Source organism: Winogradskyella costae (genome assembly GCF_013403865.1).
Lineage (GTDB): Bacteria > Bacteroidota > Bacteroidia > Flavobacteriales > Flavobacteriaceae > Winogradskyella > Winogradskyella costae.
Genome location: NZ_JABFDK010000003.1, coordinates 204,750 through 227,817, shown reverse-complemented (window position 1 = coordinate 227,817; position 23,068 = coordinate 204,750). Strand labels below are relative to the sequence as shown.

The window sequence follows — 23,068 nt, the reverse complement described above, 5'->3', positions numbered from 1 at the left end:
ACAAATAAAAAAGCCTGCAAACATTACGTTATACAGGCTTTTCGCTACTAATTAACTAGGGGTAATTATTTCAATGTTTCTAATAACTTTTCAGCAACTAACTCTGACGATGCTGGATTTTGACCTGTGATAAGGTTACCGTCTTGTACAGCATAAGGTGCCCATTTATCTCCGTTTGAATAGAACGCTCCATTCTCAATCAACATATCTTCAAGTAGTAATGGTACAACTTCGGTTAAACCAACTGCCGCTTCTTCTAAGTTTGAAAATCCAGTGACTTTTTTACCTTTTACTAATGCTGTTCCGTCTTCATTTTTTACATCCTTCAATACTGCTGGTGCATGACAAACGAATGCTATTGGCTTGTCTTGACGGTCAAACTTTTCAATTAATGCTACTGAATTTGCATCATTAGTTAAATCCCACAAAGGACCATGACCACCTGGGTAAAATACAGCATCAAAATCATCAGCATTCATATCTGCTAGTACTTTAGTGTTTGCAATTTTATCTTTTGCATCAGCATCCTTGTTATAACGGTCAGTAGCTTCAGTTGCCGCATCTGGCGAATCACTACTTGGATCTACTGGTGCAGCTCCACCTTTTGGTGTCGCGATTGTAATGGTTGCACCTTTATCTAATAAGGTGTAATATGGACTTGCGAATTCCTCAACCCAAAATCCTGTTTTCTTTCCTGTATCTCCTAGTTTATCGTGAGATGTTAATACGAATAATACCTTCATGTTCTTTTCTGTTTTTAATTCTTTTTGTCCTTCTGAAACGGTTTCAGAAGCTGTATTCTCTTTACAACTTGAGGCTGTAATTAAAGTTAGAATAACTACTATAGTTTGTAGTGTTTTCATTTTTTATAAAATCTAATGTCAGTTTGAGTGTTGAACAAATTGATCTTGATACATTCCGACGTCAACGTCGAGATACTCAAACGGACATTTCGTTTAAAATTAATATGCCATTTTTACGATTTTCTCTACTTTATCTGGTGAAAGCGATTGGTGTTCACCTAATCCCAACCATCCACGATCAGTAAAACGTTTTGCTATTTTTTCAGCCGTACCTTCATAATCTTTAGTGTAATCTGATAACTTAGTATCGATACCTAATTGGTGAAAGAAAGCTGTTGTTTTTTCAATCGCAGCATAAGCTTTATCGTCTGTGCTACCTTCAGTAACATTCCAAACACGCTCGGCGTATTGTGCTAATTTTTCTTTCTTCGATTCAAAATTAAACTTGTAATGGCTTGGTGCAATTACGGCTAAAGTACGTGCGTGGTCAATACCAAACAACGCCGTTAACTCATGTCCCATCGCATGAACAGCCCAGTCTGAAGGTACCCCTTTTTGGATTAATCCATTTAAAGCCATAGTACAACTCCACATAAAGTTAGAAGCAGCTTTATAATCTGTTGGATCTTTCATCACTTTAGGAGCCACCTCAATTAAAGTTTGTAAAATGCTCTCTGCGAAACGGTCTTGTAATAAGGCACCAACAGGATACGTCATGTATTGTTCTAAAACATGAGTAAAAGCATCTGTTAAGCCGTTTGCTAATTGACGTTCTGGAATAGACGTAATCACTTGAGGATCTAATATAGAGAACTCAGGGAATAAACCAGGTCCACCCATTGCTAATTTCTCTTGGGTTTCAGCTCTTGTAACTACAGCACCAGAATTCATTTCAGATCCTGTAGCAGGAAGCGTTAAAACGGTTCCGAAAGGCATTCCTTTTTCAGTTCTAATATTTTGGGTTAAAATATCCCAAGGAGTCTCACCATCATAAACCGCAGCTGCTGATAAAAACTTAGTCCCATCAATTACAGATCCACCACCAACGGCTAATAAGTATGTAATGTTTTCATCTTTTATCACCTTTAATGCTTCCATTAACTTAGCGTATTCCGGATTTGCAGGAATACCACCAAACTCAACAACATCTACTTTAGATAAGGCTGTTTTAACCTGATCGTAAATGCCGTTTTTCTTGATACTTCCTCCACCATATAGCAATAATACTTTGGAGTCTTTAGGTATTTCGTTTTCTAGTTTTTCTATTGTGTCCTTTCCAAAAATTATTTTGGTAGGGTTTTTAAAATCAAAATTATTCATCTTCTTTTCTTTTTATCTTATTTATAATTCAACTACCATTTTCCCTTTGTTTTTACCTTCAAATAAATCGATAAACGCACTCGGAATGTTATCAAAACCTTTAACTATGGTTTCTGAATAGGTTAGTTTGTCTTCTGCTAACCATTGTGATAATTGCTTCATAGCTTCTGGGAATTTGTCCGTATAATTAGAGACAATAAACCCTTGCATTAACGCACTGTTTTTTACTAAAAACGGTTGAACGCTCAAGCTTTTTGGTGCCTCTGTATTGTTATAAACCGAAATGGCTCCACAAACAATGATTCGTGCGAGTCTATTAATATTCACTAAAACCGCATCTGAAATTGGACCTCCAACATTATCAAAATAAATATCTACACCATTTGGTGCTGCTTCTGCAATGGCAGCTTTCATGTCTTTTGTGGTTTTATAATTGATACCAGCATCAAAACCAAACTTGCTTTTTAGAAGTTCTATTTTTTCATCCGTTCCAGCGATACCAATCACTTTCAGGCCGAGAATTTTTCCAATTTGTCCTACAACAGATCCAACGGCACCAGCTGCACCAGAAACTACTAATGTTTCTCCTGCTTTCGGTTTTCCAATTTCGGTTAATCCTGTGTACGCTGTTAAACCTGTCATGCCTAAAATCCCTAAATAAGCAGATAATGGTGCTTTAGACGGATCAACTTTAGTTAAGCCTTCAGCTTTAGAGACTTGTTTTGTTTGCCAATTAAGCATACCAGAAACATAGTCACCTTCTGCAAATTTTTCATTTTTAGATTCTAATACTTTGGCGATAACGCCAGATTGAATCGGTTTATCAAGTTGAAATGGTGGCACGTATGATTTGGCATCACTCATTCGTCCTCGTAAATAAGGATCTACAGAAACATATTTGGTTTCTAATAGTAATTCTCCTTGGTTTACTGTGTTTTCAGATTCCTCTGTTTTAAATTCGAAATCTGACATTGAAGGTTTTCCTTCAGGTCTATTTTTTAATAAAATTGTCTTTGTCATGATTCTTTGTTTTTTTAGTTAATTACAGTTACTAAATCTTCCATAGGTTTTCTCACCTTAACAAGATCTACTAACCAATCTTCATTTTCTTTTCTGTAGCCAACAGGTAATAATACCGCGCTACGTAATCCTTTTTCTCTTAGTCCTAAAATTTCATCAACTGCATCAGGATCAAATCCTTCAAGTGGAGTGGTATCTACGCCTTCAAAAGCCGCAGCAGTTATCGCTTGTGAAAATGCGATATACGCTTGCTTAGCGGCATGGTTAAAGTTTTCTTCCGCATCTTTTTGAGGATATGAACTTAGTAGCATTTGGCGATAGTTTTCCCAACCTTCGTTTTTAAAACCACGAATCTCATTAGTTAAATCGAACATATAATTAATTCTATCTGCCGTTTACGTATCCCAAGCTGCAAAAACGAGTAGGTGAGAGCAGTCTGTAATTACCGACTGGTTCCATGCTACAGGTTTTATCTTTTTTTTTATATCTTGATTTGTAATCACCATAATCTCAAAAGGTTGTAAACCACTTGATGTTGGTGCTAAACGTGCTGCTTCTAAAATGCGTTGTATTTTTTCTTCTGGTACCACGTTTCCATTCATTGCTTTAGCGGCATATCTCCAATTTAATTTATCTAATAATTCCATATTTGTAATTTCTTTTTTTAAGCGTTGTTTCCTAATTTATTAATGTCATCTGACGTTATAATCACATCAGCATAATGTTTTGTATTTGCTAAGTGTATCATAGCTTGCGCAATGGTTTCGGCATTCACTATTTTATATTTCTTTAATTTACCGATGAATAACGGTTGAATTACCTTGAAAATCACCAATCCTATTTTTTCTAATAGTCTAGATTCTTGTCTATCACCACCAATTAAAGACGGTCTTAAAATAAATGTCTTTTTAAGTTGCTGCTTTAAGACGTTGTGTTCCATTTCTCCTTTTGTCTTATTGTAAAACACATTACTATTTTTATTAGCTCCCATTGCTGAGACGACTAAAAATGTAGAAATGTTATTTTCTTTTGAAAGCTTTGCTGCTGCAACCGGAATTCCGAAATCTATTTTCTTATAAAGTGTTTTATCTGGTGTCTTTTTCGCCGTTGTACCAATACAACAAAACACCTCGTCTGCGGTAAAGTCATTTTTAAATTGGTTGAACTCTAAGAGATCTCCAATAAATTGTTTGACTTTATTTGGTAAACCTTCAATTTTAGAGCGTGAAAACAATTTAATAGTATCGTAACGGTCGTCTTCAATTAATTTTTGAAGAACATGAGATCCTGTTAATCCTGAAGCTCCTAATATGATTGCGGTTTTTTTCATCTTATTTACACATTTTTATACTGCTCCAAGCCGATTGATAAGCCTCTTCTAGATGTGCTTTATCTAAAGTAAATGAACCTCGTTTTTGAGTCATCATTAAAAAAGATAAAGGGTTGATAGCGTAAGCATATAATATGTAATCCGAGAGCGGTTTTATAACGCCTTCTTTTTTACCACGTTCCCAAAGATCGAGTAGGGGTTGTAAATGCTTAATGCCTTCTTGTCTGCTTTCCTCATCTATCATTGGAGTATTATCACACTGTGCTAAAAACATAGCATGCTCGCATTCGTTGAGTTTAAAGTCGGCAATGCGTTTCCATATCATTTCAAAGCCTTCTTCAATTGGCATGTTAGGATCAAAATCGGCAAATGCATAATTGGTGTATTCGGCCTTAACATCTATATACGTTTGATTTACTAAATCTTGTTTATTTTCGAAGTATAAGTAAATCGTGGCTGGTGACACATTAGCCATTTTAGCAATCTTACTCATAGGAGTCGCATGGAACCCGTTGTTGTTAACCAGCTCTATGGTTGCCTTAACGAGTGCATTACGTTTATCTATACTTTTTTGAAGTTTTGCCATTGTGTTTTAATTCTGATGCAAATATACAGAAAAAATGAACGTTCATTCTTTTTTTAACAAAGGTTTAAGTTTAGACTTTAAATGAGCATTCTAAAATGAATATCGTTTGCTTAAACTAATGCGTTTTTCGGGTTGGCATGACTTCTAGGATGGTTTCTAAAAGTAATGAATAGAGTAGTAGAAACAAGTAGTAACACTAAATACCAAGTATTAGATACCAAATCCAAATACGTAATATTACCATTCGCGAAACTTAAAATCATTAATACTTGCGCGCCATATGGCAAAAGTCCTTGTGTAATACAGGCAAACACATCTAAGATTGACGCCGTTTGTTTGTTATCTAAGCCATATTCATCATTAATAGATTTAGCTATAGAACCTGAAATAATAATCGAAACCGTATTGTTTGCAATGGCCGTATTAATAGTGGAAACTAAGGCGGCAATGCCGAATTGCGCTGTTTTCTGATTTCTAATCAGGGTTTTAATTTTGACTAAAATAAATTCAATACCTCCATTGTAAGCTACCAAAGCTGCTAAACCACCAGTTAATAGAGATAGCAGGAAAATCTCTGTCATGTTGGTAAAACCTGTATAGCTGATTCTAGTAAATTCAATGATTGAAAAATCCCCATAAAACACTCCTAGAATTCCCGCTGAAATAACACCCAACATCAAAGTTGTAAAAACGTTAATACCTATTATAGATAAAACAATCACAATAACATAGGGAGCAATCTTTAATACAGAATAGGAATATGCGACGGTTTCTGTACCATCCGTTTGCAGACTTAAGCCTTGATAAATAAGAATTCCAATAGTTACAAGCGCTGCAGGTAAGGCAATCTTAATGTTGGCTTTAAATTTATCGCTCATTTTACAGTCTAAAGATTGGGTAGCTGCAATGGTAGTATCCGATATTACCGATAAATTATCTCCAAACATGGATCCACCTAATAAGGCTCCACATAAAATCCCCAAAGAGAAATCACCAGTGTCCGCAAATCCAATCACTATAGGAGCCAAAGCTACAATAGCACCAACGGAAGTTCCTGTTGAAACGGATAAAAAAGCAGCGATTATAAAAACTCCGAAATAGATGTATTGGCTATTAATGAGGTCTAATCCTAAATGAACAATGGTATCTACACTTCCCGTAGCTTTTGTGACGGCCGCAAATGCACCTGCTAGTAAATAAATTAAACACATGGTGAGTATTTTAGGATCTCCACAACCTTCTAAAAGTGTGCTAATTTTAGAATTGATAGACTGCTTAAACATGAGAAACGCCACTAAAATTCCTGCAATAACCGCAATAGGAGCAGGTAAGGCGTAAAAATCATTTTGAATAATTCCAACACTTAAAAACGTAATGATGAATACAAAAAATGGAAGTAAGGCTTTAAAACTTGGAGTAATTGGTTTAATTGACGACATGAATCTGTTTTTTGTCAGAATCACAAAAAGTAAACAACAAGTAAATACGTGGGAATTGGTGTAACGTTTTTTCCAAAGTATTTGGCTTATCTTATTTAGCACCTTGCTCGTTACTGCAGGTTGCTATCTCTTTTTGAGATTCTTGATAATTAAGTGGGCAAAACTAAAGGGTTTTTAAATACTAAAACTTAAAATTGTGTTATTTTTTTAAACTAAATTTTAAGCTGTATTTTTCGAATTAAATATTAATCAAGTAATTTTTATGATACATCTTTTTGTAAATGTCTTTACTAAACATATACAACTGTGCTGGTTTTTTAGACACACCCACTTGTTTTTCATCTAAAGGAATGATGTACTTTTTATTAATCAGTTTTCGTCTGAAATTACGGTTATCAATCTCTATTCCTAAGATAGATTCATAAAGATCTTGCACGTCGTTTATAGTGAATTTGTCTGGAAGTAATTCGAATATAATGGGTTCAGCTAAACATTTTGTTTTTAAATCCTCATGTGCTTCTTCTATAATTTGCTGGTGATCAAATCCTAGTTCTGGTAATTCTCTAACAGGGAACCATTTAGCCTTGTACTTATTATTTTTTACGTCAACACATTCTGTTTTTAGTAAAAAATAATACGCTATCGTGACCGTTCTAAGGTTGAATTCTTGATTTTGAATCCAGATAAGATCCTTTTTATTTGATAAACGATCTGGATTCCCAAAAGCCTTAAATTGTTGTTTATACTGATTTGTTAAACCTGTCAACTCTTTCAATACGCGCGTCGCGGATTCATCTAAAGTTTCATCTTCATAAACATGATAGCCAGTTAGCACATAATCATCAACCAGAATTTCTTTGGTAGCGCTAGCTTCTAAATACCGTTTTATAAGTAAGACATTCAAAGATTTTGTATTGGTATCGTATCCAAAAACAACACAATCTACAGATAAATTCAGAATTTTATTTGGTATCATACTATCAAATTATCTGATAAAAGTAAATAATTATACTGAATAAACGTCATTATTACATTAAATATTTATTTGTTAACCCCTTTATAAATAAAGCATTCAAGTATCAATATACCATAGTATCAAGGTAATATATTGTATTTTTATGGGGTTGATTAGGAGTTATTCAAATATTATTTTATACATTTGACAAATAAACGTAAATATGACGTTTGCAAATAAAGCAGTATTAAAACCATAGAATTATAATTACATAAATCTTAATTCAGAACATTAACTAACGACAAATACATTGGTATGTACGTCAGAATAAAAAACTAAACAAGACTAATTTCAATTTATAAATCATGGACGCTACCAATGACTTTCAACAATTCGAAAACTTAGAAGACGAACAATTGCCAATTGCAAAACATAAATTGCATAATTGGACGCATTTTGCTGGTATTTATGCCGCTGAGCACGTTGCTGCAACTGAGTTTGTTATTGGTGCTACTTTTGTGGCTTTAGGAGCTACAACAAAGGATATTCTATTAGGATTATTAATTGGTAATATTTTAGCTGTTTTAAGTTGGACCTTCATTACATCTCCTATTGCTGTAGATACGAGATTAAGCCTATACACATATCTTAATAAAATCGCAGGTGATTCAATGACCAAACTTTATAATTGGGCTAATGTCATTATTTTTACAGTGATTTCTGCTGCGATGATTACAGTATCTGCAACAGCGGTTAGGTTTGCGTTTAATATACCTCCACAATTAAATTGGTATCCCACCAATTCTTGGTTTGTACTCATCGTATTAATTGTTGGAACAGTCGTTGTATCTATAGCTATTTATGGTTTTAAAGCAGTTTCAGAATTTGCTGGTATATGTGCTCCTTGGTTATTTGTAATGTTTACCTGTGGTGCATTTGTGCTTTTACCTGCTTTATCTTTGGAAGTTTTAGGTAAGCCATTACCAAATGGATGGGCTGACTTTGTAAGCTTAGGTGACCAATCCATCTGGACAGGTATAAACAGTGATGGACAACAAGGTATAGGTTTAACAGAAGTTATTGGTTTTGCTTGGGCTGCTAATACCATCACGCATTTTGGACTGATAGATATGGCCTTATTCCGATTTTCTAAAAAGAAATCATACGGATTAACCACCAGTACAGGCATGATGTTTGGGCATTATGTAGCTTGGATTTCTGCTGGAATTATGGGAGCAGGAGCGGCCGTTATCATCGGAAAATCTATAGTAGAATTAGATCCAGGTGATGTCGCTTACTACGCTTTAGGATGGTCAGGATTTGTTATTGTTATTGTAGCCGGCTGGACTACGGCAGTTGCCAATCTCTATAGAGCAGGTTTGGCAGCACAGGCGATATTTAAAAGTCATTCGCGTAAAAAAACCACTATAGCAGTAGGATTAGTAACTATGGTCGTGGCCTGTTTTCCTTTTGTGTTTTCTCAAATACTTCCGTTACTTACTTATGCTGGTTTATTAGTTGTACCTGTAGGAGCCATAGTGTTTTCAGAACATCAAATATTTCCCCGAATTGGTTACACACGCTATTGGTTACATTATCGTCAATTGACTGTTAGTACTCCTGCAATTGCCTCTTGGGCACTTGGCCTTGTTTTTGGATTTGGTTTAAACGCATTAAATGTAATGTCATTCTTTTATCTCTTTATACCAACTTGGATATTCACTATATTAATCTATACCTTTTTAGCTGGCCGCTATGGCGCTAAAAATAAGTACCCAGAAGCAGAAGAAAAAGAAAAAATCCGCAACACAAACATCTTAAAATTTCAAGAGCAAAAAGCAGAAGGAGAACGTATAATCATCAAAGACACAACCCTTTTCACTAAGCTATTAAGAGGCATCTCTTTACTTGTATTAATCATAACGGTAATATTAGCCTGTATTGTCTTATTTGGTAGTGAAAATGCGGAGTCGTACACACAGAATAGAGAGGTATTTTATAAATACGCATTTATCTGTACAGTAATATATTTTGTTACGGCCTATTGGGCACTTAAGCGCGGAAAAATTAAAAACACTTAAATATCATGGAAATTAACATCAAACTTAATCAAGAGAGTTTAACAGAAATTTCTAAAAGAATTTCTTGTCCAACTTATGATAGAAGCCAGATCAAAACGGGTATTATACATATTGGTATTGGTGGTTTTCACAGGGCGCATGAAGCCTATTACACCGATCAATTACTACATAACAACGCAATAACCGAATGGGGCATTTGCGGAGTGGCTTTACTGCCTTCTGATACTAATATATATAACACTTTAAAAGCACAAGATGGTCTTTACACATTAATGGTTAAGGAGTTTGATGGCTCATTAACCAAACGTGTTATTGGCTCAATAACCGAAATCCTTTTTGCCCCAGAAAATCCGATACACGTCATTCAAAAAATGGCGAGTCCAGAGGTTAAAATAGTGACTTTAACTATTACGGAAGGCGGTTATAATTACAATGAAGCTACAAAGTCATTTGACAAGGAAAATCCTACAATTCTTCATGATATAAAGAATCCATCGGCTCCGAAAACAGTATTTGGCTATTTAACTCAAGCTTTAAAACTAAGAAAAGATAAGGGAATCCAAGGATTTACCATTCAATCATGTGATAACATACAAGGCAATGGTGATATGACTAAAACAATGCTTTTGAGTTATGTAGAAATGGCAGAACCAAGTTTGGCAGATTGGATTGAAGAGCATGTGTCTTTTCCAAATAGTATGGTAGATCGTATTACACCAGCAACATCACCATCTGATATTGAACGATTAAAGACAGAAGTTGGTATTGTTGACGCTTGGCCTGTGGTATGCGAACCATTTAAACAATGGGTTATTGAAGATGATTTCGTCAACGGCAGACCACTTTGGGAAGCTGTTGGTGTGCAGTTTGTTAAAGATGTGGTGCCTTATGAAAAAATGAAACTGAGTCTTTTAAATGCAGGCCATACTGTTCTTGGTGTTCTAGGGGCATTATCAGGCTATGCTACAATAGATGAAGCGGTTCATGATACTCAAATAAGTACGTTTTTAAAGCATTATATGGATACGGAAGTTACACCAACTTTAGCCGATTTGGAAGGTGTGGATTTAGAAGCCTACAAAGCATCATTGTTACAACGCTTCGGCAATGTAAATATTAAGGATCAAATAGATCGGATTTGCTCAGAAAGCTCAGCTAAAGTTCCAATATTCGTATTGCCTACAGTAGTCGCTAATTTAAAATCTAAAGCATCTATTGACTTTGCCGCATTCCTTATTGCTGCATGGGCCATTTATAGCTTAGGAAAAGATGACAAAGGAGGCGACTTAATTATAAAAGATGCCATGGCAAACACTTTACATGATAAGGCAGTGGTAGCATCAAATGGAAATCCAAAAGCTTTTTTAGAAATTGAATCTGTTTTTGGACAACTTAAAAATTCCGAACGATTTGTTGAAGCTTACACCACAGCGTATCTTAATATAGTGAAAGTTGGTATCACAAAGAGTATTCTTAATTTAAACACTATTTAAATGAAAAACATAGTATGTTTTGGAGAAGTGTTATGGGATGTTTTTCCTAATCGTAAAAAAATTGGTGGAGCCCCTTTAAACGTCGCGTTGAGACTTAAAGCGTTTGATAATAATGTATCTATAATTACCAGAATTGGTGAAGATTTAGATGGAGAAGGTCTTTTTCAGTTTATTAAAGAGAATGGAGTAGCGGTAGATAATATTCAAATTGATTCGGAGTTAAAAACAGGAGACGTAGCCGTTTTGTTAAATGACGAAGGTTCGGCATCTTATACTATAAATTATCCAAGAGCTTGGGACCGTATACAACTAACAAAAGAGGCTGAAGCCATTACTATAGCGTCAGATGCTTTTATATTTGGAAGTTTAAGTACTAGAGATCATAGCACAAAAAAAACGCTATATAAGCTTTTAGAAATTGCTCCATATAAGATTTTTGATGTTAACCTTAGAGCTCCATATTACACTAATGAAATTTTAAATCACTTAATGGAGGCTGCAGATTTTATTAAGTTTAATGATGATGAGATTATTGAAATCGTTACACATCTAATTACGAAAGCTGCGGATTTTAAAAAATTCAATGATAAGGAAGTTACAGCCATTATAAATAAGCTAAATTCCGATACACAAACTTTGGAAGGAAGCATAAAGTTTATAGCTCAGCAGACCAATACAGCATCAATTTGTGTCACCTTAGGCTCAAAAGGAGCTATACTGCTTTATAATGGTACCTTTTACTATAATAAGGGTTATAAGATAAAAGTCGTAGATACGGTGGGTGCAGGCGATTCATTTTTAGCCACTCTAACGGATCAATTACTTAAGGGTGAAGCGCCACAAACGGCGATTGATTTTGCTTGCGCTATTGGTGCTGTTGTAGCGAGTAGTGAAGGAGCTAATCCTAAACTTAATCAAAATGACATAGACGCATTATTAACTAAACATATAAATTGCTAAATTCTAGATCCCTCGCTAGTAGTAATTTTAAAAAAGCTTTATGATATATTCATAAAGCTTTATTTTTTTTCAAAAAAAATCTAAACCAACAGCTAGCTTTTTTATATAAATTTTTCTTTAATATCTTCTAATTTAACAACCTTAGTTTTAGCAATAAAAGTCATAAATAAATACATGGCCATTACATGGCAGCTAACGGCTAATACGGTAAAAGTTTTATCGTAAAATAAAAACTCGTTAATAGCAATTAGTGTAATTTGAAAAAAAGTAAAAATACATGATGCTAATAAAACCGTACTATTATGGTATGTGTCACGAATGTGAATAAAGGCAACCGTTACGGTATAAATTATCAAACTTATTGAACATAAAAAAACAAAGAACAGCTGAATACCTGGTAAAAAATCAATAAGCAAGTCTACAATCGCACAAACTATATATAAGATCAATATAGCACTTACAATTACTGAAAAAGATAATACCGACCTTAACTTTCCTTTATGCAAGTATTTCTTAAGACTCAACGCGCAAAATATTAAATATATCGAAGCAAATATAGCAACCCATATAAAGCATGCTTCAAAACAATAAATTGACAAGATATCAGAAATTAATATAGCCAATAAGGCTAGAGGAAATAGCAGATTAGCTCGCTTCTTTGTAAGGCTTATATATTTGATGAAAATTGAAAAAATAACAACGGGTAAAGCGTATACTAATTGTGCTCTTTCAAGAAAGATACTTATAAATATAGCCGCCAGAAATGAAATGTAAAATACACAATCAATAAAGACTGTCTTTTTTAGAAAACGAGTATTGACTTCTACTTTTTTAGTCATTAGAATGAAGTAATAGTTGTTCTCATAGTATCAAATATACTTAATTTGAATTTTAAAAACAGACCTAATGTATTTAAAATCAATCTATATACTGTTTATTTGTGTTTTAATGACATAGAATTTATGGCCCCATAAAAAAAGAACATATTTTAAATAGCAGTGATTAAAAGAACAATTAACTATTCAAAAAATAAAATATAAGATCGATTTAAAGACTAACATGAGGCGGACAAGCACTTCTTTTTAGCATCATATATTCCCCGTTTTTTTTAAAATCACGGATTGAAATACCTGTGTAACGTTTAAACGTTTTAGATAAATGACTAATATCAGTAAACCCAAGTTCGTCAGCAATTTGAGTTAAGGTATAATCAGAATTTATTAAACGAATTTCTACTAATTTCAACTTTGCTTTAATAATGTATTCTCGCAAAGACATTTGAACTTGTTTTTTAAAATATTCACTCACGTAGGTAGGTGACATCATAAATACTTCAGCTAGATTTTCGACTTTTAATAATTCTGTTTTACTTATATGTTCATTAATATATGCAAGCATCTTGGTGATTCTATCATCAGTATGATTCGGAATCTCAAAATAACTACTCTTTTTAATATTACGGATAAGTATTTCTAAAACACTCGTCATCAGACTAGTAATCAAATTAATAGAAGTATTATCGTAACCTCTAGATTCTTGTAAAATCATGTCAATCAATCTAGTTAAATGACGTCTGTCAATTTCGTTTTGAATAATATCTCCTGGTAATTGATTATAATTTGATAAAATATAGGATGCTTCTTTAAACCATTCATTTCGGTCGATGTTGATTCTATTTACGTTTTTAAAAAATGAGTCCGTGAACTTTAAAAATACAAATTGAGTAGGCTTTTTGATAGTAAAAGAATGACACTTTAAAGGAGGAAGTAGAAACAAACTTCCTTCCCCGTAATTGTATTCGTTGTAGTTAATACATTGCGTTCCTTCTCCTGTCTTGATTAATACAAGCTCGAAAAAATTATTCTTAACAGGTCGTTGTTTCCATTCTGTTAATTCTATGTCTTGTATTTCGAAAGGTTTGTAAGATTCTATGACTTGCATAATACTTAATTTTAGCGCAAATTAAAGTCAAATTTATATGAAAAAGTATTATTCATCTCTATTTTCACTTTAAAAACCTTTAAAAATACATCATTATCCATTCATTATACAAAATCAGGTTAATATTCTAATTCTTATTTTTGTATAAAATAAATTCTATTGATTTTAAAGCAGCTTAGAAAACATTCCATCTTATCCATTTCGGTAGGGATACTATTCGCATGTAGTTTAATTGTGTTTTTCGCTACAGAAGCCAGTTATAGCACCATTGAAAGGGCTTCATTATGGGTTAGAAATTATTTTGGCTATTTCTATTTATACCTAGGATTTGGATGCGTATTAGCACTCATACTCATTGCTTTTTCTAAATATGGAAATATAAAACTAGGAAAACCATCCTCTAAACCAAAATACACACTTTGGTCCTGGACAGCCATGTTATATAGTGCAGGTATGGGATCAGGTATTTTATTAAGAGCAGTGCAAGAGCCTGTTTTTATGCAACAAAATCCACCTTTTGCATCTCAATTATCTCCAAATATCTTAGCTCTAGAGTTTACCTTTTATCAATGGGGATTAACAGCTTGGGCATTTTACGGCCTTTTTGCAATGGTTGTTGGCTACGCGCTGCACGTTAAAAAGAAGAAAGTCAGGATTAGTGCCACAATAAGTGATCATGTAAAAAGTAAGGTTTTAAGAAAAGGAGTCGATATTACTACAATTATAACTACTGTATTTGGACTAATTGCAGCAATTGGCCTTGGAACAACTCAAATTAATGGAGGTCTTAATCATATTTCAGATTCTAATTTTGGAATCGCAACAACCATTGGGCTCTGTGTTTTTATATCGACCATAGCATGTTATTCTGCATGGCAAGGGGTCAATAAAGGAATAAAAATATTTTCAAAACTAAATATCATTGTCACTTTTACGATTTTAATGTTTGTATTTACCACAAGTGATATGGGTGGTATTTTGGTTTCGTTTTCTAAATCAACTATGCATTATATCATAAATTTTGCCCCGATGAGTTTAGCCTTGGGATCTTATAATCCTGGTATAGAATTTTTAACTGATTGGACGTTTTATTATTGGGCCTTCTGGTTAGCGTGGGCACCTTTTACAGGAATATTTATTGCAAGAATATCCAAAGGGCGCACCATAAGGCAATTATTATTAGGTGTTTTAATTATACCGTCTTTGGGGACGTTTTTCTGGTTCTCTGTTTTTGGCACTTCCGCATTCCATTTAATAGAAGAATGGGGAGTTTACAATAACGAATTCAGTAATGTATTCACTTCTATATTTATATTTTTTGAACACTATCCATATGCGTCAATTTTAAATATAACATCCCTGTTTTTGCTGATAAGTTTCTTAATAACTTCAGTAGATTCAGCCGTATTTGTATTAAGTATGTTTACAGATAAGGGCTCTAAAAATCCCAGCAAAACACATCGCGTTATTTGGTCTGTTTTTATTTTATTAGCAACAATCGCTTTGATTCTTTTAGGTAATGCTAAGACAAATATTAATGTTTTAGAAGCTGTTCAGCGCTTATTAATTATTACATCTTTACCATTTTCGTTTTTCATTATCATTATGTTCTACTATTTTATTAAAGATCTTAGGAACAGAAAGATGAAAGAAAAAAAATAACACACTATTTTTTCTGTTAGTTTTTTACTTTTTACACGATTAATACACAACCTATTTAAAGCATGATTATATGGATCTATTTAATCAAACGGACTTATTTTCTACAGATGAAATTCATAAAACAACATTTGATTTACCAGGTGCTGATATAACATTGTTTGAAAACTTTTTCACTACAGAAGAGAGCAATAGGCTTTATAATAGCTTGCTAAAACATACCTGTTGGGGACAAGACGCTATGACCATTTACGGTAAGAAGGTTAATTTACCGCGATTAACAGCATGGTTCGGTGACACAGATAAAACGGAACCATACGCTGCTTTTAATCGTAAAATGCTGCCATGGAATCCCGATTTAATTCTTATTAAAGAGCGAGTAGAAGAAGAGGTCAACGTCAAATTTAAACGCTGTTTACTCAATTATTACAGAGATGGAAAAGATAGCGTTGATTGGCATCAGGATTATGAAGAAAATCAGCGTAAAAACACGGTTATTGGCTCTGTCACTTTTGGGGCGACTAGACCTTTTCAGTTAAAACACGTCACGCGTAACGATCTAGGGCGAATAGCTATTCCGTTAGCACATGGAAGTTTGCTGCTTATGCAAGGTGCAACACAAAACAACTGGAAACACAAAATACCAAAAACCACAAAACAAATTCAACCTAGAATAAATCTTACTTTTAGATGGATTGAGTAAATTAAAAGAGGTATTACTAAAGGTTTATAAGTTCTAAATAGGTACAAATGAGAGCGGATAATGGCGCTACTTTATTTAAATTAAGAGTATTTTACAGTTTAGAGACATAAAAACCTTCTTTTGTACCAATATCACCTTTTGATGTACTTTAAATACGGATGCTGCTGCACATACATTTGCATTAAAATATTAAATAACTTTATAAATCACATAAAATGACAACACCAAACATTGCTAAAGAAGACATATTAAACGCTTTTAATTTTAGACATGCGACTAAGGAATTTGATGCTACGAAAACGGTTTCAGATGAAGATATCAATTTTATATTAAAAACAGCGCAGCTATCACCGAGTTCATTTGGTTTTGAACCTTGGCATTTTATAGTCGTTCAAGATAAAGAATTACGCGAGCTATTAAAACCTGTAGCTTGGGGTGCTCCATTAAAGTTAGATACTGCAAGTCATTTTATATTAGGCTTAAGTATGAAAGCGCCAATGGTTAAGCACAATTCAGATTATATTATACACATGATGAAAGACGTTAAGCAGTTACCAGAAGACGTCATTGAAATGTATTCTAAATTTTACAGAGAGTTCCAAGAACGAGATTTTAATTTGGATACGGATAAAAAGCTGTTCGATTGGTCTTCAAAACAAACCTATATCGCTTTGGGTAATATGATGACAGCTGCAGCTTTAATAGGAATTGATTCTTGTCCGATTGAAGGTTTTCATCAAGAAAAAGCAGAGGCTCTATTAAAAGATAAGTTTAATGTAGATACAGACAAATACGGATTGTCATTTATGACCGCTTTTGGATATAGAAAAGATAATCCTGCTCACGAAAAATCGAGACGAAGCTTCGAAGATATGGTAACGTTTAAATAAATTATTCTGAATAATTATTTTTTTGTCGTTCTGAACGCAGTGAAGATTTTTTTTTAAATATCCTATTGAAAGTGAACAAATTAAGTACAAAAAAACATGAAATCATAGCTTATAAAGAGACTTTTCTAGAAGTAAATGTTAATGCATTACAAAATGTATTATAAGCACTAGTTAGGGATATAAAAGCCATTTCTATAAATACAGCAGGCTTATAAAGTCTAATTTAGTATGACACCTATTTTTAATTAGAGTCGCTGTCTTAATTGATAATGGAACCATACAAGCTTAGGTGAAAATTTCGGAATTATTACTGAGAAAAATCAGGGTAGAGCACATGCGTTGCTAGAAATAGGAAATGCCAAGGATATAATAGTTTAAAGAAAAGGGGAGCTAATATAACATTCAGATGCCTAAGCGTTAGGTGCTTTGCTAGTGATAAAAGCGTGCTAAAGAATTTCTTTTCAATAGCTCATGATGCAAAAACATGGATATATTACTAAGCATCAGCAATTCAATATCGCAAAAAGACTGAGATGTTTTAGTACTTTTCATTTAAATTTGTATAATGAAGAAAATATTAGTCCTTTTTTCCCATCCTAAGTTTGAAAAATCTAGAGTTAATAAAGCGCTCGTAGATCATATAAAAGACATGGAAGGTGTTACTTTTCGCGATTTATACGAATGTTACCCTAGTTTTCATGTAGATGTGGAAGCAGAAAAAGAACTACTAAAAGCACATGATATTATCATTTGGCATCATCCATTTTATTGGTATAGTTGCCCTCCTTTAATGAAGCAGTGGATAGATCTGGTTTTAGAATTTGGTTGGGCCTATGGTCCAAACGGAAATGCGTTACAATCTAAAACATGTCTAAATGTTATTACTACAGGCGGAGCGCGAGAAGTATATTGTTCTGAAGGCACAAATAGTTTTACGGTAAATCAGTTTTTACGCCCCTTTGAACAAACCGCAAATCTATGCGGCATGAATTATTTGCCGCCATTTGCGGTGATGGGAACTCACCAATTGACTGAGAACCAATTAAACGCCTATGTCACTCAATATAGTCAATTAATTAAATTGCTTCAACAAAATCTAGCGTTAAGCGAGTTTAATGGATGCTTTTTTTTAAATGATATTCCTCAACTACAACCACAATAATCTATGACAGGAAGTATACTTTTCGAAGCCATCGTATTTCTATTAGGTGCCATTATTTGCGTATCTATAGCCAAACGATTAGGCTTAAGCTCAGTAATAGGGTATTTGTTAGCGGGTGTTTTAATAGGACCTTATGTTCTAGGTTTTATCGGGACTGAAGGCGAAGATATTATGCATTTTGCTGAATTTGGCGTTGTCGTCATGCTATTCTTAATTGGCTTAGAGATTGAACCCAAAAACTTTTGGGACATGCGAAAAACCATCCTTGGAATGGGTGGGTTACAAGTCCTGGGTACAATATTACTGTCTTATATTTTATTTACCTGTCTTGATTTTGATTGGAAGGTAGCATTGGTTATTTCTATGGCTGTTGCACTATCATCTACAGCTATTGCAATGCAAACCATTAAGGAAAAAGGATTGATGGATACGACATTTGGAACATCATCCTTTTCAATTTTATTATTTCAAGACCTTATTGTTATTGTAATGCTAGGAGCCATGCCTTTATTGGGCAATTCAAATACCATTTCTTCTGTAGATAATCACAACGAACATGTTAATCTGTTAGATAGTTTACCAATGGGTCTTCAAACATTAGCCATTATTTTATCTGTTATATTAATTATTGTAGCGGGTAAATACTTAATTGTACCTATGTTGCGTAAAGTGGCAAAAACCGAAGTGCGAGAATTATTAATTGCAGCCGCACTACTAATAGTGTTCTCTATTTCCTTTTTGATGGAATATGTAGGCTTGAGTCCAGCTTTAGGAGCTTTTTTAGGTGGCGTCGTACTATCTAATAGTGAATTTAAACACGAACTTGAAAGTACTCTTGAACCTTTCAAAAATCTACTATTAGGTTTATTCTTTATGGCAGTAGGTGCCTCAATCAATTTTATTGTAATTGCTAAAAGTCCGTTAACTATTGGAGGATTATTATTGGCTATAATTATACTAAAAGCAGTTGTGTTATTTATAACCGGTCAAATTTTTAAACTGAAATTAGATCAGAAATTATTGCTAACCTTTGGTTTGGCACAAGTGGGGGAATTTGCATTTGTACTGCTGTCCTTCGCTTTTGGTTTAAATATATTAAATCAAGAACAAATGGATATGATGCTTGTAATTACAGCTCTAACCATGTCACTCACGCCAATTATAAGCATTGTTAATGAGCGATTGATCCTTCCAAGAATTGGCACAAAAGAATCTGTAAAGCGACCGATGGATCATATTGCAAAATCGCAAAAAATAATTTTAGTTGGTTTTGGGCATTTTGGAAGTACGGTAGGACGATTTTTAAGATCACATGGTGTTGAGGCTACCATTCTAGATCAAGACTCTAATCGCGTAGATTTTTTAAGAAAAATGGGATTTGAGGTGTACTATGGAGATGCCACCCGTTTAGACTTATTAGAATCTGCGGGAATAGCTGAAGCCAAAATTCTTATATGTGCAATTGACAACCCTAGTGTTACGAAACAAGTGACTAAAATGGTCAAGGCAAAATATCCACATGTAGAGCTTATGATTCGTGTTAAAAACAGATATGAAGCCTATGATTTATTGAATTTAGGTATGGAAAACATATATCGAGAATCATTAGACACCTCTTTAGTTCTGGCTAAAGATGTATTAAGTAAAATGGGGTTTAGAAAATACACCTTAAATACACAAGTTCATAATTTCATTAAATATGAAGAAGCGATAATTAGGCGCTTAGCTAAAGAACTAAAACCCGGTGACGATAGCTATATTTTTAAAGCCCGTCAAGAATTAGAGCAGCAAGAAAAATTCTTAAATGAAGATTTTAAAAGAGGCATAGTAGATTTTGATAATCATTGGGATAGCGAACACATTAAAAAAGCTTTAGAAAAGTCGAAAGATTGAACAAGTTTGTTGCGGCCCAAGAGTAATGAAATATGCGGTCTTAAAGTATCTTATTACTAGCAGATGATGGCACTTAAGACTCTAAAAAAAGAATAATCTAAAAATTACAATCGCTTTTAGATGAACGAAAAGCGCAGTTTTATTGAGTATTTTCCTTAAAGCGCATCAAATTTTGTATCTTTTAAAACTGATAAATAAGAGCGATTTAAATATTAAAAAAACAAAATTAGTTTAGAGATAAAGAACTAGTTTTGCGTTCTTTTTTCAAAAACAAAATTTTCCGTCCAATGGATAACTTAATTACATTTTGTATAACCGTCTTTACCGGTTTTTTCGCCATCACTAATCCCATATCAAATATGACGGTTTTTGTGGCCTTAACTCAAGGTGCTAATAAAAAAACAAAAGATGACATTAATAAAAGAGCAAATATCATTGCCTTTATAATTGTCACTGTTTTTGTATTGTTAGGCAAGTTTATTTTTGAGTTGTTTAATATTAGTATTCCAGCCTTTAAAATCACAGGTGGGATTTTAATATTCTTTATAGGTTTTGAAATGCTACAATCTAAACAATCTAATGTAAAAAGTCTAAAGCATGTAGACATTGATGAAAACATAGCAGTATCACCATTAGCTATTCCTATTTTGGCAGGTCCAGGTACTATTGTTACAGCGATGAACTTTGTAGCCAACGTAGAACCGATTCACATTATTTTAGTCATCGCTATTTTTGGATTAATGAGCATACTTGCCTATGTAACCTTTAGATTAAGTGACAATATTGTGAAACTAGTCGGTAATAACGTTATCTCTGTTATTGGTAAAATAATGGGTTTAATTATTGCTATTATTGGTACTGGTATGATTATACAAGGGATTAAATTATCATTCAATTTAATGTCTTAATTCACTTGTAAACCCAACAAGTTATTGCGTTTTATTTCAACAAATTTCCACTGAGAAATCATTACCTGTTCTCATTGCTGAAATGGTTATAAACCTCCAAACCCTTATGTATTTATAAAATAAATTAAGAGCTCCTTTATGGCCGTTAATTTATTTAACAATCATTTAACTTCGTTTTGTTCGGCTTGTTCCGAACCAATCAATATATTTGCGCAGAATTTTACTGTACATGATCAATTTTATGTTCAAAATCAGTAGCAAATTATTAAAAAATGAAAGAAAACATCTGCCAAAAAAAAATGGGCTTAGTTGAGAAACTAGGAGTCCATTTAGAAAACAGAGAGCAGTTAGCACCTGTCGCCGCGCGAATTTTATCTTACATTATACTTACCGGAAAAAGAGGAGCCACTTTTGAAGACTTAGTAAGTATCCTTTGCGCAAGCAAGAGTACCATTTCAACGCATCTCAACCACTTACAAGATTTAAATAAAATTGAGTATTTCACAAAAACAGGAGATCGTAAAAAGTATTTTGTAATCAATAAAGATACTATAGTGCAGCATGTAGACAGAATGATAAGTCATTGGCAAGACGAACGCGAAGTGCATATCGAAATTAAAGCTTATAAACAAAAACAAAACAATGAAAAAATCGAAAATGAAGACGAGAAGTTCGATTTAACATTTCATAACGATTATATCATGTTTATAGATGAAGCGTCTTCGTCTGTAAAAGCCCTAAGAGAAAAATTAAAAAACAACCAATTCCAAATTTAAACTAAAACGAAATGAGAAAGACTAATTTATATACTATCCTAGGATTATTCTTAGTTATTGTCAGTTGTGGCGATAAACAAAATGCAGCCGCACCATCCGAAGCTCCACCTGCACCTTTTCCGGTGACTCAAATACAAAAGATGACAGTAACAGGACATACTGAATACCCTGCAACTATTGAAGGTATTGTTAACAGTGATGTAAGAGCTAAAACATCTGGTTATATTGAAAAAGTATACGTTGATGAAGGCCAGAAAGTAAAAAAAGGTCAAATGTTATTTAGACTAGAAACTCAGTCTTTAAGTCAAGATGCTGGCGCAGCTCAAGCACGTATTAATGTGGCACAAGTAGAGGTAGATAAATTAATTCCTTTAGTAGAAAAGAACATCATAAGTGCAGTACAATTAGAAACCGCTAAAGCGAACTTAGCACAGGCTAAAGCTAATTATAGCGGGGTTACAGCAAACATTGGTTATGCGACGATTAAAAGTCCTATTGATGGTTATGTAGGTTCTATAAACTTTAGGGAAGGAGCTTTAATTAGTCCTAGCGATGCACGTCCACTAACTACTGTAAGTGAGATCGATCAAGTATACGCTTTCTTTAGTTTTAACGAAGCGCAATATATTAATCATTTACAGAGATCTGAAGGAACGACTAAAGCAGAACGCATTAAAAATTCTCCAGATTTAAGTTTAATTTTAGCCAACGGAACAGAATATTCTGAAAAAGGAAGAATTCAAACGAGTACAGGGCAGGTCAATCAAAACACAGGAACTATAAAAATTAGAGCCGCTTTTGATAATCCTAATGAAATTTTAACCAATGGAAACAGTGGTACTATAAAATTTCCGATAGAATATAAAGACGCCATCGTAGTTCCTCAAACAGCAACATTTGAACAACAAGGAAATATTATGATTTTTAAACTTGTTGCTGAGAATAAAATAGAGACTGTAATTTTAAAAGTACAAGGTACTGTAGACAACTTATACGTTGTAGAATCTGGCTTAGATACCAATGATAAAATTGTGGTATCTGGAGTTGGTAAATTAAGAAACGGTATGGTGATTTCTCCACAAGACACATCTTTTGAAGATGCCATAAAACCTATCGCAACTTTATTTAGAAATTAAATAACCTCTAAAC

General features: G+C 33.6%; 20 protein-coding genes, 1 pseudogene and 1 riboswitch. Of the genes and pseudogenes, 11 read left to right on the top strand and 10 right to left on the bottom strand.

The annotated features are described in order from the left end of the window. Window positions 1-65: 65 nt before the first annotated feature. The 8 genes and pseudogenes from HM986_RS09820 to HM986_RS09780 all read right to left on the bottom strand — a co-directional run bounded on the left by HM986_RS09820 (window position 66) and on the right by HM986_RS09780 (window position 7,474). On the bottom strand, window positions 66-863 hold the full coding sequence (locus HM986_RS09820) for a type 1 glutamine amidotransferase domain-containing protein (protein ID WP_179334913.1): 798 nt from the start codon (window positions 861-863) through the stop codon (window positions 66-68). 99 nt (window positions 864-962) lie between these two features. Continuing rightward, window positions 963-2,123, bottom strand: coding sequence for an iron-containing alcohol dehydrogenase (locus HM986_RS09815; protein WP_179334912.1), 1,161 nt, complete (start codon window positions 2,121-2,123; stop codon window positions 963-965). Window positions 2,124-2,144: 21 nt separating this feature from the next. Continuing rightward, window positions 2,145-3,143: an NADP-dependent oxidoreductase gene (locus tag HM986_RS09810; protein ID WP_179334911.1), complete on the bottom strand. Its 999-nt coding sequence runs from the start codon at window positions 3,141-3,143 to the stop codon at window positions 2,145-2,147. 14 nt (window positions 3,144-3,157) lie between these two features. After that, a pseudogene (locus HM986_RS17760) lies at window positions 3,158-3,790 on the bottom strand (NAD(P)H-dependent oxidoreductase). A 17-nt stretch (window positions 3,791-3,807) separates the two neighbouring features. Beyond that, window positions 3,808-4,473 carry an NAD(P)H-binding protein gene (locus HM986_RS09795; protein ID WP_179334908.1) on the bottom strand — a complete coding sequence of 222 codons (666 nt, stop codon included), beginning with the start codon at window positions 4,471-4,473 and terminating at the stop codon, window positions 3,808-3,810. Window position 4,474: 1 nt separating this feature from the next. Further along, window positions 4,475-5,059 carry a TetR/AcrR family transcriptional regulator gene (locus HM986_RS09790; RefSeq protein WP_020897202.1) on the bottom strand — a complete coding sequence of 195 codons (585 nt, stop codon included), beginning with the start codon at window positions 5,057-5,059 and terminating at the stop codon, window positions 4,475-4,477. 110 nt (window positions 5,060-5,169) lie between these two features. After that, window positions 5,170-6,498 carry a Na+/H+ antiporter NhaC family protein gene (locus HM986_RS09785; RefSeq protein ID WP_179334907.1) on the bottom strand — a complete coding sequence of 443 codons (1,329 nt, stop codon included), beginning with the start codon at window positions 6,496-6,498 and terminating at the stop codon, window positions 5,170-5,172. 56 nt (window positions 6,499-6,554) lie between these two features. After that, a riboswitch (SAM-I-IV-variant riboswitch) is annotated at window positions 6,555-6,652 on the bottom strand. 84 nt (window positions 6,653-6,736) lie between these two features. After that, window positions 6,737-7,474, bottom strand: coding sequence for an NUDIX hydrolase (locus HM986_RS09780; RefSeq protein WP_179334906.1), 738 nt, complete (start codon window positions 7,472-7,474; stop codon window positions 6,737-6,739). 344 nt (window positions 7,475-7,818) lie between these two features. Here HM986_RS09780 and HM986_RS09775 point away from each other — a divergent pair, with 344 nt between their 5' ends. The 3 genes from HM986_RS09775 to HM986_RS09765 are packed head-to-tail and all read left to right on the top strand — an operon-like array spanning window position 7,819 to window position 11,987. Next, window positions 7,819-9,534, top strand: a complete 1,716-nt coding sequence (locus HM986_RS09775) for a purine-cytosine permease family protein (RefSeq protein ID WP_179334905.1) — start codon at window positions 7,819-7,821, stop codon at window positions 9,532-9,534. Between the two features lie 5 nt (window positions 9,535-9,539). Beyond that, window positions 9,540-11,027 (top strand): mannitol dehydrogenase family protein, encoded by a 1,488-nt coding sequence (locus HM986_RS09770; protein ID WP_179334904.1) that lies wholly within the window; start codon window positions 9,540-9,542, stop codon window positions 11,025-11,027. Then, window positions 11,028-11,987 carry a carbohydrate kinase family protein gene (locus HM986_RS09765; RefSeq protein WP_179334903.1) on the top strand — a complete coding sequence of 320 codons (960 nt, stop codon included), beginning with the start codon at window positions 11,028-11,030 and terminating at the stop codon, window positions 11,985-11,987. Window positions 11,988-12,088: 101 nt separating this feature from the next. On the opposite strand, the gene HM986_RS09760 is transcribed toward HM986_RS09765, so the two are convergent. Together HM986_RS09760 and HM986_RS09755 are read right to left on the bottom strand one after the other, a co-directional pair. Further along, window positions 12,089-12,826, bottom strand: a complete 738-nt coding sequence (locus tag HM986_RS09760) for a hypothetical protein (RefSeq protein ID WP_179334902.1) — start codon at window positions 12,824-12,826, stop codon at window positions 12,089-12,091. Window positions 12,827-13,034: 208 nt separating this feature from the next. After that, a complete protein-coding gene (locus HM986_RS09755; RefSeq protein WP_179334901.1) occupies window positions 13,035-13,928 on the bottom strand; it encodes an AraC family transcriptional regulator in 894 nt (297 codons plus the stop codon). 159 nt (window positions 13,929-14,087) lie between these two features. Here HM986_RS09755 and HM986_RS09750 point away from each other — a divergent pair, with 159 nt between their 5' ends. From HM986_RS09750 to HM986_RS09715, 8 genes are all read left to right on the top strand, one after another. Continuing rightward, on the top strand, window positions 14,088-15,590 hold the full coding sequence (locus tag HM986_RS09750; protein ID WP_218841422.1) for a BCCT family transporter: 1,503 nt from the start codon (window positions 14,088-14,090) through the stop codon (window positions 15,588-15,590). A 70-nt stretch (window positions 15,591-15,660) separates the two neighbouring features. Beyond that, window positions 15,661-16,290, top strand: coding sequence for an alpha-ketoglutarate-dependent dioxygenase AlkB family protein (locus HM986_RS09745; protein ID WP_179334900.1), 630 nt, complete (start codon window positions 15,661-15,663; stop codon window positions 16,288-16,290). Window positions 16,291-16,505: 215 nt separating this feature from the next. Then, a complete protein-coding gene (locus HM986_RS09740) occupies window positions 16,506-17,180 on the top strand; it encodes an NAD(P)H-dependent oxidoreductase (protein WP_179334899.1) in 675 nt (224 codons plus the stop codon). Window positions 17,181-17,745: 565 nt separating this feature from the next. Continuing rightward, window positions 17,746-18,342 carry a glutathione-regulated potassium-efflux system oxidoreductase KefF gene (gene kefF, locus HM986_RS09735; RefSeq protein ID WP_179334898.1) on the top strand — a complete coding sequence of 199 codons (597 nt, stop codon included), beginning with the start codon at window positions 17,746-17,748 and terminating at the stop codon, window positions 18,340-18,342. Window positions 18,343-18,345: 3 nt separating this feature from the next. Beyond that, on the top strand, window positions 18,346-20,235 hold the full coding sequence (locus HM986_RS09730; RefSeq protein ID WP_179334897.1) for a monovalent cation:proton antiporter-2 (CPA2) family protein: 1,890 nt from the start codon (window positions 18,346-18,348) through the stop codon (window positions 20,233-20,235). 287 nt (window positions 20,236-20,522) lie between these two features. Beyond that, complete coding sequence (locus HM986_RS09725; RefSeq protein ID WP_179334896.1) at window positions 20,523-21,143, top strand: MarC family protein; 621 nt, start codon at window positions 20,523-20,525, stop codon at window positions 21,141-21,143. 272 nt (window positions 21,144-21,415) lie between these two features. Beyond that, a complete protein-coding gene (locus HM986_RS09720) occupies window positions 21,416-21,919 on the top strand; it encodes a GbsR/MarR family transcriptional regulator (RefSeq protein WP_179334895.1) in 504 nt (167 codons plus the stop codon). 11 nt (window positions 21,920-21,930) lie between these two features. Further along, a complete protein-coding gene (locus HM986_RS09715; RefSeq protein WP_179334894.1) occupies window positions 21,931-23,055 on the top strand; it encodes an efflux RND transporter periplasmic adaptor subunit in 1,125 nt (374 codons plus the stop codon). Window positions 23,056-23,068: the final 13 nt, after the last annotated feature.